The sequence below is a fragment of the Aeromonas finlandensis genome, assembly GCF_000764645.1.
GTDB lineage: Bacteria > Pseudomonadota > Gammaproteobacteria > Enterobacterales > Aeromonadaceae > Aeromonas > Aeromonas finlandensis.
In genome coordinates, this window is sequence record NZ_JRGK01000319.1 from 1 (window position 1) to 9094 (window position 9094).

Here is a 9094-nt window from a genome sequence, read left to right on the forward strand (position 1 = left end):
ACCAAACAGGATCTCGTTGGCCAGGGGTTTCTTGAGGTGCTCCTGGATAACCCGACCCATCGGTCTGGCACCCATGGCTCTGTCATATCCCTTCTCTGCCAACCAGTGGCGGGCACGCTCGGACACCTCGAGAGAGACTCCCTTCGCATCCAGTTGAACCTGTAACTCGACAATGAACTTGTCGACCACCTGATGGATCACCGTCATATCGAGATGGTTGAACCAGATGGTGTGATCAAGCCGGTTACGAAACTCCGGGCTGAACGTCTTGTTGATCACAGCCATGGCATCGTGGCTCAAATCCTGTTGCTGGAAGCCAATCGACTTGCGCTGGGTCTCCTGCACACCAGCGTTGGTGGTCATCACCAGAATGACGTTACGGAAGTCCGCCTTGCGCCCGTTGTTATCGGTCAGGGTGCCGTTGTCCATCACCTGCAACAGCAGGTTGAACACATCCGGGTGAGCCTTCTCAATCTCGTCGAGCAACACCACCGAGTGGGGATGCTTGATCACCGCATCGGTCAGCAAACCACCCTGTTCAAAACCGACATAGCCGGGAGGCGCACCAATCAGACGAGATACGGTATGGCGTTCCATGTACTCGGACATATCAAAGCGCAGCATCTCGACACCCAGCGCTTTGCCCAACTGCTGGGTCACCTCCGTTTTACCAACACCAGTGGGACCGGCAAACAGGAAGCAGCCAACCGGACGACGCTCGTTGCCGAGACCCGATCGTGACAGGCGGATCGCATCAGCCAGCACTTCAATGGCCTTGTCCTGACCAAAGACCACCATCTTGAGATTGCGCTCCAGGTGTTTCAGTACCTCTTTATCCGAGGAGGAGACTGATTTCTCCGGAATGCGGGCAATCTTGGCCACAATGGACTCAATCTCCTGCACATTGATCACTTTCTTGCGCTTGCTCGCTGGCAGCAACCGTTGACCGGCACCCGCCTCGTCGATCACGTCGATCGCCTTGTCGGGCAAGTGACGATCATTGATGTACTTGGCAGAGAGTTCGGCAGCCGCACGGATCGCCTTGGCGGTGTAGCGCACGCCGTGGTGTGCCTCGTAGCGGCTCTTGAGCCCCATCAGGATACGCGTGGTGTCATCGATAGTCGGCTCGACGATATCAATCTTCTGGAAGCGACGCGCCAGCGCACGGTCTTTCTCGAAGATCTGGGCATACTCCTGATAGGTGGTGGATCCCACACAGCGGAGCAACCCATTGGAGAGCAGCGGCTTGATAAGATTTGCTGCATCCAGCTGACCACCGGATGCCGCACCGGCACCGATGATGGTATGGATCTCGTCGATAAAGAGGATGGCCCCTTCCTGACGCTCAATCTGCTTGAGCAGTACCTTGAGGCGCTTCTCGAAATCACCACGGTATTTGGTGCCCGCAAGCAAAGAGCCCATATCCAGCGAATAGATGGTGCTGCCCGCTATCACCTCGGGCACATCCCCCTTGACGATGCGATAGGCCAGCCCTTCGGCAATGGCGGTTTTGCCCACGCCCGCTTCACCCACCAGCAGCGGGTTGTTCTTGCGGCGGCGGCAGAGCACCTGAATAGTACGGTTGAGCTCCTGATCACGGCCAATCAGCGGATCGATGCGCCCTTCCAGCACCAGCTGGTTCAGGTTGGTAGCAAAGCTCTCAATCTGGGCGGCCGAGACATCATCATCAGACTCGGGATTGTTATTGCTGCCGAGATCCGGCTTGCTGTCCTTGCGCACCCCGTGAGAGAGGAAATTGACGACGTCGAGACGGCTGATCTCGGCTTTTTTCAGGAAATAGGCAGCTTGTGACTCCTGCTCACTGAAGATAGCGACCAGCACGTTGGCGCCGCTGACTTCGGTATTGCCGGAGGATTGCACATGGAAGACGGCACGCTGCAACACGCGCTGAAAGCCCAGTGTCGGCTGGGTTTCACGATCTTCATCGTCGCGCGGAATGAGCGGAGTAGTTTGGGTGATGAATGCGCGGATCTCCTTGCGCATCTGCTCGACATCGGCACCACAGGAGCTCAGCGCCTCATGGGCTGAACTGTTATCCAGAAGGGCTAACAACAGGTGCTCGACGGTCATGAATTCGTGGCGCTCGTCACGGGCCAGTTTGAAAGCCTCGTTCAGCGTCTTTTCTAGATCTTTATTCAACATAGGCACCTCCCCTAGTACAGCTACAATGTGGTGTCACACTCGCCATCAAGTCATCAGATTCAAGCCTTTTCCATAGTACAGAGCAGTGGATGTTCGTTGTTACGTGCATAGGTGTTGACCTGGACAACCTTGGTTTCGGCGATCTCTGCGGTAAACATGCCGCAGACACCCTTACCACTATAATGCACACTCAGCATGACCTGAGTCGCCTTGTCCAAATCCATACCAAAGAACTTTTGCAGCACCTCAACCACAAACTCCATCGGCGTATAGTCATCGTTGTTCAACACAACCTTATACATGGGTGGCGGCTGCAGCTTTGTTTTCTCTGCTTCTGCAATCTCTTCATTAGCAAAGAGTTCTTTCTGCTTGCTCATAATCGCGCTTTGGTACCTCTAGATTACTACCGTCTAACACAAGGTTGTCAATAGACTTGTTAACCGGATCACATCAGCTGTTAACAACTTCTTGACTCGCTCAAAAGTTAGACTAAATTGGTTACTTGCTAATCTGCGCCCGTCTGCTATGGGCTCATGTCCCTAGTTATAAAGGGCTGGCGCAGGTTACTCAACGACTTCTGGGTAATCAATAAAAGGATGTAGAAGTATGGCAACCGGCACAGTTAAGTGGTTTAACAACGCAAAAGGATTTGGGTTTATCTGTCCGGAAGGGGGCGGTGAGGATATCTTCGCTCACTACTCCACGATTCAAATGGAGGGCTATAAGACCCTGAAAGCGGGTCAGGCCGTCAATTTTGAACTGCAACAGGGGCCGAAAGGAAATCACGCTTCTGTGATTGTGCCAAACGAAGCACAAAATATGTAAATAACACCCGTTGGATAAATAAAAAACCGGTTCCTCATTGAGCAACCGGTTTTTTATTGTCAGATTTCTGGCGGGCCCTGCCTCCTCACGGGATCACAGGGTTATCGCCAACCATGATCAGTCGTGATAGTCACTGCAGGCGATCAGGGTATTTTCCATCAGGCTGGCCACCGTCATCGGGCCCACGCCACCGGGTACCGGGGTAATGAAGGAGGCATGGCTGCGCGCCGTCTCAAACTCCACATCCCCAACCAGTGAGCCATCAGCCAGGCGGTTGATACCCACATCGATCACCAGTGCCCCCGGCTTGATCCACTCGCCCGGAATGAAGTTGGGCTTGCCGACTGCGACCACCAGCAGATCGGCACGGCGTACCTGATCTTCCAGATCCCGGGTAAAGCGGTGACAGGTCGTGGTTGTGCAGCCCGCCAGCAGCAATTCGAGGGTCATGGGACGCCCCACTATGTTGGACGCCCCCACCACGACCGCATGCAGACCGTGCGTCTTCACGCCAGTGGTCTCGATCAGCGTCATGATCCCTTTCGGGGTGCAGGGGCGCAGCGCCGGAATACGTTGGGCCAGACGGCCTACGTTATACGGGTGGAAACCGTCTACATCCTTGTCAGGCTGGATCCGCTCAAGCACCTGGGTGGTATCGAAGTGAGCCGGCAACGGCAACTGAACCAGAATGCCATCCACGTGGCTGTCTTGATTCAACTGCTCGATCAGCGCCAGCAGCTCTTCCTGACTGGCGGTTGCACTCAGGTCATAGGAGCGGGAGAGAAAACCCACCTCCTCACATGCCCGGCGTTTGCTGCCGACATAGACCTGAGAGGCGGGATCCGCCCCCACCAGAATGACTGCCAGCCCTGGAGCCCGTTTCCCTGCCGCCAACCGCTGTTGGACTTGCGCCGCGACCTGGCTGCGAATCGTTTGCGCAACCTGTTTTCCATCTATGATTTTGGCAGACATCGTTCTCCACTCACCATGTGTTCAACTGCCGCGCATTGTCGCATTTTTTTAGCCGGGATGTTAGCGGCAGACGCACGCCAGACCTGTAGCGGGCAATAAGTAGGCACTTGAATTTACTGGGGGAAAAATACGTTGACGCTGGCCCGTACGCTTGGCTATGATGCCCGCCCGTTGCCCAGTACGACGCTTGTCGATATGCTGGTCAGGGATTTTCGGTGATTAGCGCAGTCCGGTAGCGCATCTGGTTTGGGACCAGAGGGTCAAAGGTTCGAATCCTTTATCACCGACCATGTTCATCGACTTGTCGTCAAGACGTGTCGATACAGAGCGCCCTTAGCTCAGTCGGATAGAGCAACGGCCTTCTAAGCCGTGGGTCGCAGGTTCGAATCCTGCAGGGCGCGCCATTGATTCTCCCTTCCCTTTCAGGGTTGGCGAGCGTTGATGAAGATTTCAGTGGTGGCTGTAGCTCAGTTGGTAGAGTCCCGGATTGTGATTCCGGTTGTCGTGGGTTCGAGCCCCATCAGCCACCCCATTATTATGTCGATGATTGCCGCAAGGCGATGTCAATTGACTTGGTGCAGTGACCTTCTGGTCTGCACCACGAAAAACCGGCCTTGGCCGGTTTTTTTGTTTTTGCGCCCGACTGTGCCCTACCTTATCTGCGCAGGCCATTCCCCCTTTCTCCCTTATCCATAAACGCGGTGCTGCTGCTCCGTCACGATGCACACTGCCACACGCCACCGCACATCAGCCTGCCCGGTTCTTTTTCTGTATTTCCCAAGCGCCATTGATATGCTGATCGCTCTTCTTCTCTCCTGCTTCCCGTTGGAGCTTTTCTATGCAACGCATTCTTTTTGTCGAAGATGATCCCGAGATTGGCCAGCTCATCAGCAGTTGGCTTGGTCGCCACGATATGGAGGTGATCCTCGAACCCAGAGGGGACATGGCGCTGGCCCGGGTCGAAGCCGAACAGCCCGATCTGGTGCTGCTCGATATCATGCTGCCGGGGCAGGATGGCATGTCCCTCTGCCGGGATCTGCGGCCACGCTTCGACGGCCCCATCGTGATGCTCACCTCGCTGGACAGCGACATGAACCAGATCCTGAGTCTGGAGCTTGGCGCCAACGACTACATCCTCAAAACGACGCCACCGCCGGTGCTGCTGGCCCGGTTGCGGGTGCAGTTTCGCCAGCACCCGCAAACGTCAACCCAACCCGTCGCCACCAGCAGAGTTCCCCAGCAACTGCAATTTGGCCGGTTGCACGTCGATGGTCCGGGTCGTGATGTGCGGCTCAATGGCGAGAGCATTGCCCTCTCGACCGCCGATTTTGATCTGTTGTGGGAGCTTGCCTGTCACGCTGGCCAGATTTTGGGACGGGAAACCCTCTTTCGCAGCCTGCGCGGGCGGGAGTATGACGGTCAGGATCGCAGCATGGATGTGGCCATCTCCCGCCTGCGCCGAAAACTGGGTGATAACCCTGACAACCCGACCCGGATCAAGACGGTCCGCCAGAAGGGCTATCTCTTCGTTCCCCACGCCTGGGAATAACCCTCTTTCGGGAGCACAACCATGCGCCGTCTCTTTATCCAGTTCTATCTGTTGCTGATCGGCTGCTTTACCCTGGCCATCCTGCTGGTTGGCGTGGTCTATCAGGTCACCGCCGAACGAGCGGGTGACCGCTATCTCGAGCGGATGATGCAGGGCTCCCTTGGCCTGTTGACCGGCGAGTTAGCAAGAACCCCGCCAGAGCGCTGGCCAGAGCGGCTGGCCGAGCAGAGCAGCCAGTTTACCCTCCCTCTCAAGGTCGGCGAGCTGGCACGCCAGCCCCTGGCCAGCGAGGATCAGGCCTTTCTGGCCGCAGGGAACATCGTCATCGTCGAAGAGGACGACACCTTCCTGCAGCGTATCCCCGATACCGATCAGGTGCTGATCGTCGGCCCGGTGCCCTATCTCTCCTACCTGCACGAATTGCACTGGGTCGATGTGGGGCTGCTGCTGGTGATCGGCCTCTCCCTCGGGCTTCCACTCCTGCTTTGGCTGCGTCCCCACTGGCGCGGCTTGCTCCAGCTCGAGCAAACCGCGCGCCGCGTGGGAGATGGGGATCTCTCCTGCCGCACGGATCTGCCACCGGGCAGCAGCCTGGCCCGGGTCGGGCGCACCTTCGATCAGATGACCGCCCAGTTGCAAGCGATGCTCGCCAGCCGCAAGCAGCTCACCGATGCCATCGCCCACGAGTTACGCTCCCCGCTGGTCCGGTTGCGCTATCGACTCGCCATGCTCGATCCCCAACCCTCGGAGTCAGAACAGCAAGCATTGGAGCGGGATCTGGGAGCGCTGGACGCCCTGATCGAAGAGATGCTCACCTACGCCAGGCTGGACCGGCCCGAGCTGCCACTCAAGCTCGATGCGCTGGAGCTGGCGGAGTGGGCCAGACAACATCTTGGTGACTGGCAGGCACTGCGCCCGGAGAAAGCCCTGGCTTTGCAACTGCCACTCATCCCGATGCCCTGGTGCGGCGATCAACGGCTGTTGACGCGCGCCGTGGAGAACCTGATCGGCAACGCCCTGCGTTATGCCGAGAGTCGGGTCACCCTCTCTCTCTCCCGGTTGCAGGAGCACTATCTGCTGGAGGTAAGTGACGACGGGCCGGGGATCGATCCGGCACTGGCCCCCCAGATCTTCGAGCCGTTTGTACGTCTTGATCAGAGTCGGGATCGCCGCACCGGTGGCACCGGGCTGGGGCTGGCGATCGTGCGCAGCATTGCCCGTCATCACGGGGGGGATGTGGCGCTGCTGGCCAGTGACCAGGGTGCCCGCTTCTGCATCACCCTCCCTGTACATTTGGATACAAACCGTCACCAAGTGCTCACTGAAGCGCCGCCGCAACCGTCATAGGATGAAGCCATGGAGAAACGCTCCATACCACCAATCCGAATAAGGAAATTGACCATGAAAAAAATTATCCCCCTGACTCTGGCTGCCGTCTTCGCACTCACCTCCGGTTTCACCATGGCAGCCACCCCGACCAAAGCAGCAGCACCGCAAGCCACCCAGACCAAAGTGGTGAAAAAACATCATAAAGCCACTCACGCCAAAGCACCGGCTGTCAAAGTGGCCCCGAAAACCAAATAACAGCCCACCGCTCCCTGAAAGACGATCTGATCGGCACAGCAAGTGCAAGCAAGCAGTAAAGCTCAGAGATGACAAAGGGAGGCCTGATGCCTCCCTTTTCATCTTCTGAAACAACCTCATCAGCCTCGCATACCGGGTTTGTTCCATGAAAAACATGATCGAGATTCCATCTTGCGGCCCCCGCATCGACCATTTGGCACAGCGACACCCCGCACCTCATCCAATACTGCCATGCATTACCGTAACACTATAAAAATCAACTATTTGAATTAACAATAGGAACATGGAATGTGGCGTCATCTCGTTAAATGGTTAGGCCCCTTGTGCAGCTTGCTGCTGCTGGGCACCGCACTGACCGTGCTTTATCAACTGACCCATTCATGGCACTGGCACGATATTCGTGTCGCCATCTGGTCGCAGCCACTGCCCCTGTTGGCCGCCGCGCTGCTATTGACCCTGTTCAGTTATGCCTGCCTCTGCTGCTACGATCTGCTGGCTATCCATGCGCTGGGCAAGCAGCTCCCCTGGCAACAGGTCGGTATCACTTCGTTTATTGCCTACACCTTCTCCAACACCCTTGGCTTTGCCCTGCTCACCGGCACCTCGGTACGCTACCGGATCTACTCCAGCCTGGGGCTCGCCACCGGGGAGGTGGCCCGCGTCGTGTTGTTCTGCTCCATCACCTTCTTCCTCGGCTTGCTGGCCTGGGGGGGCGGCGCCTTGCTGACCAACGATGTCTCACAGTTGCTGCCAGACTGGCCGCGGTGGGCAGACACCTTGCTCAAGCTGGCCGGTGCCATGGCGCTGTTGCTGGTGGTGAGCTATCTCTGCTGGCCCCAATCCCGACTCTCCTGGCGGGAACACTCGCTGACCCTGCCCGAGTTCAAGGTGCGCTTGCTGCAACTGCTGGTTGCCCTGGCAGACTGGATGGCAGCGGCCGCGGTGCTCTTTGTGCTGTTACCCGCGCAGAGCGTCCCCTACCCCGTGCTGCTCAGTGCTTTCGTGCTAGCCAGCTTCCTTGGGGTGATGGCTCACGTGCCGGGCGGGATAGGGGTCTTTGAAGCGAGCATGAGTCTGCTGCTGGCCAATTATCTGCCGGCTGACAAGCTGCTCGCCTCGCTGCTGCTCTATCGCTGCATCTACTACGTGCTCCCCTTCCTCGGCGCATTGCTGCTCTTTACCAGTCAGGAGATGCTGCAGCAGAAGGCTCGCTGGCAACGGCTGCAGGAGATCATGAGCGCAGTGCGCGAATTTCTGCCCGCCCTCATCAGCCTGGGCACCTTTGCCGCCGGCAGCCTGCTGCTCTGCTCGGGGATGATCCCCACCATGCGCAGCCACATCGAAACGCTGTTGCAGGTGCTGCCACTCCATCTGCTGGAGCTCTCCCACGTCCTCGGCAGCGTGAGCGGGGTGCTGTTGATCCTGCTGGCCCGCAGCCTCTATCGCCGCCACGACGCCGCCTTTCGCATCAGCCAACTACTGCTGGTGCTGGGGATGACCTTCTCCCTGCTCAAGGGGGGAGACTGGGAGTCCACCCTGCTGCTTGGCAGCTTTCTGCTGATCATGACTCCCTGTCGCCCGCTCTTCTATCGCAAGGGATCCCTGCTGCATGCCCAGTTCACCCCGGGCTGGCTGATCTCGGTCGGCGCCGTGCTGCTGGGGGCGCTGTGGCTGCTGCTCTTCTCCTACCGTCAGGTGGAGTATGACCACGCCCTCTGGTTCCACTTCTCCCCTCACGGCGGTGCCGCCAGAGGCCTGCGCGCCATGGGTAGCGTCGTCGCCGTGCTGGCGGTGGTCGGGGTTGCACAGTTGCTGGCGCCGCTGCGTATCGTCGGCAACAAGCCGGATAAAGAAGCGCTGGCACGCGCTCATGCGCTGGTGGTGCGGGACGGCGGGGGCCACGGCTATCTGGCCCAGCTGAAAGATAAATCCCTGCTGTTCCACCCCGCCGGTGACGCCTTTTTGATGTATGGCATCGAGGGCAACAGCTGGATTGTGATG

General features: G+C 58.0%; 8 protein-coding genes and 3 tRNA genes. 8 read left to right on the top strand and 3 right to left on the bottom strand.

Annotated features, from left to right (window positions below; all coding sequences use genetic code 11):
• Positions 1-2163 (bottom strand): ATP-dependent Clp protease ATP-binding subunit ClpA (clpA, locus tag LD28_RS0119880; protein ID WP_033138639.1); only part of this gene is annotated, 2163 nt, incomplete at its 3' end.
• A gap of 59 nt (positions 2164-2222) precedes the next feature.
• Positions 2223-2540 carry an ATP-dependent Clp protease adapter ClpS gene (clpS, locus tag LD28_RS0119885; RefSeq protein WP_005337111.1) on the bottom strand — a complete coding sequence of 106 codons (318 nt, stop codon included), beginning with the start codon at positions 2538-2540 and terminating at the stop codon, positions 2223-2225.
• A gap of 229 nt (positions 2541-2769) precedes the next feature.
• Between clpS and cspD the strand changes: the two genes are divergently transcribed.
• A complete protein-coding gene (gene cspD / locus LD28_RS0119890) occupies positions 2770-2988 on the top strand; it encodes a cold shock-like protein CspD (protein ID WP_005300025.1) in 219 nt (72 codons plus the stop codon).
• A gap of 117 nt (positions 2989-3105) precedes the next feature.
• On the opposite strand, the gene folD is transcribed toward cspD, so the two are convergent.
• Positions 3106-3960, bottom strand: a complete 855-nt coding sequence (gene folD / locus LD28_RS0119895; protein WP_033138640.1) for a bifunctional methylenetetrahydrofolate dehydrogenase/methenyltetrahydrofolate cyclohydrolase FolD — start codon at positions 3958-3960, stop codon at positions 3106-3108.
• Between the two features lie 213 nt (positions 3961-4173).
• On the opposite strand from folD, the gene LD28_RS0119900 reads away from it, so the two are divergent.
• The 7 genes from LD28_RS0119900 to LD28_RS0119930 form a co-directional block, all read left to right on the top strand.
• A tRNA-Pro gene (locus LD28_RS0119900) sits at positions 4174-4250 on the top strand.
• A 37-nt stretch (positions 4251-4287) separates the two neighbouring features.
• A tRNA-Arg gene (locus LD28_RS0119905) sits at positions 4288-4364 on the top strand.
• 52 nt (positions 4365-4416) lie between these two features.
• Positions 4417-4492: transfer RNA gene (locus LD28_RS0119910), tRNA-His, on the top strand.
• Positions 4493-4798: 306 nt separating this feature from the next.
• Positions 4799-5509 (top strand): two-component system response regulator RstA, encoded by a 711-nt coding sequence (gene rstA / locus LD28_RS0119915; RefSeq protein WP_033138641.1) that lies wholly within the window; start codon positions 4799-4801, stop codon positions 5507-5509.
• A gap of 21 nt (positions 5510-5530) precedes the next feature.
• Positions 5531-6856, top strand: a complete 1326-nt coding sequence (gene rstB, locus LD28_RS0119920; protein ID WP_033138642.1) for a two-component system sensor histidine kinase RstB — start codon at positions 5531-5533, stop codon at positions 6854-6856.
• Positions 6857-6910: 54 nt separating this feature from the next.
• Complete coding sequence (locus LD28_RS0119925; protein ID WP_033138643.1) at positions 6911-7093, top strand: hypothetical protein; 183 nt, start codon at positions 6911-6913, stop codon at positions 7091-7093.
• Positions 7094-7381: 288 nt separating this feature from the next.
• Positions 7382-9094, top strand: a 1713-nt coding sequence (locus tag LD28_RS0119930; protein WP_033138644.1) for a lysylphosphatidylglycerol synthase domain-containing protein, incomplete at its 3' end; no start/stop codon positions are given.

Coding starts and splice junctions, on each gene's coding strand:
- clpS (WP_005337111.1), bottom strand. CDS start 2,540: ATGAGCAAGCAGAAAGAACTCTTTGCTAATGAAGAGATTGCAGAAGCA.
- rstA (WP_033138641.1), top strand. CDS start 4,799: ATGCAACGCATTCTTTTTGTCGAAGATGATCCCGAGATTGGCCAGCTC.
- folD (WP_033138640.1), bottom strand. CDS start 3,960: ATGTCTGCCAAAATCATAGATGGAAAACAGGTTGCGCAAACGATTCGC.
- cspD (WP_005300025.1), top strand. CDS start 2,770: ATGGCAACCGGCACAGTTAAGTGGTTTAACAACGCAAAAGGATTTGGG.
- LD28_RS0119925 (WP_033138643.1), top strand. CDS start 6,911: ATGAAAAAAATTATCCCCCTGACTCTGGCTGCCGTCTTCGCACTCACC.
- rstB (WP_033138642.1), top strand. CDS start 5,531: ATGCGCCGTCTCTTTATCCAGTTCTATCTGTTGCTGATCGGCTGCTTT.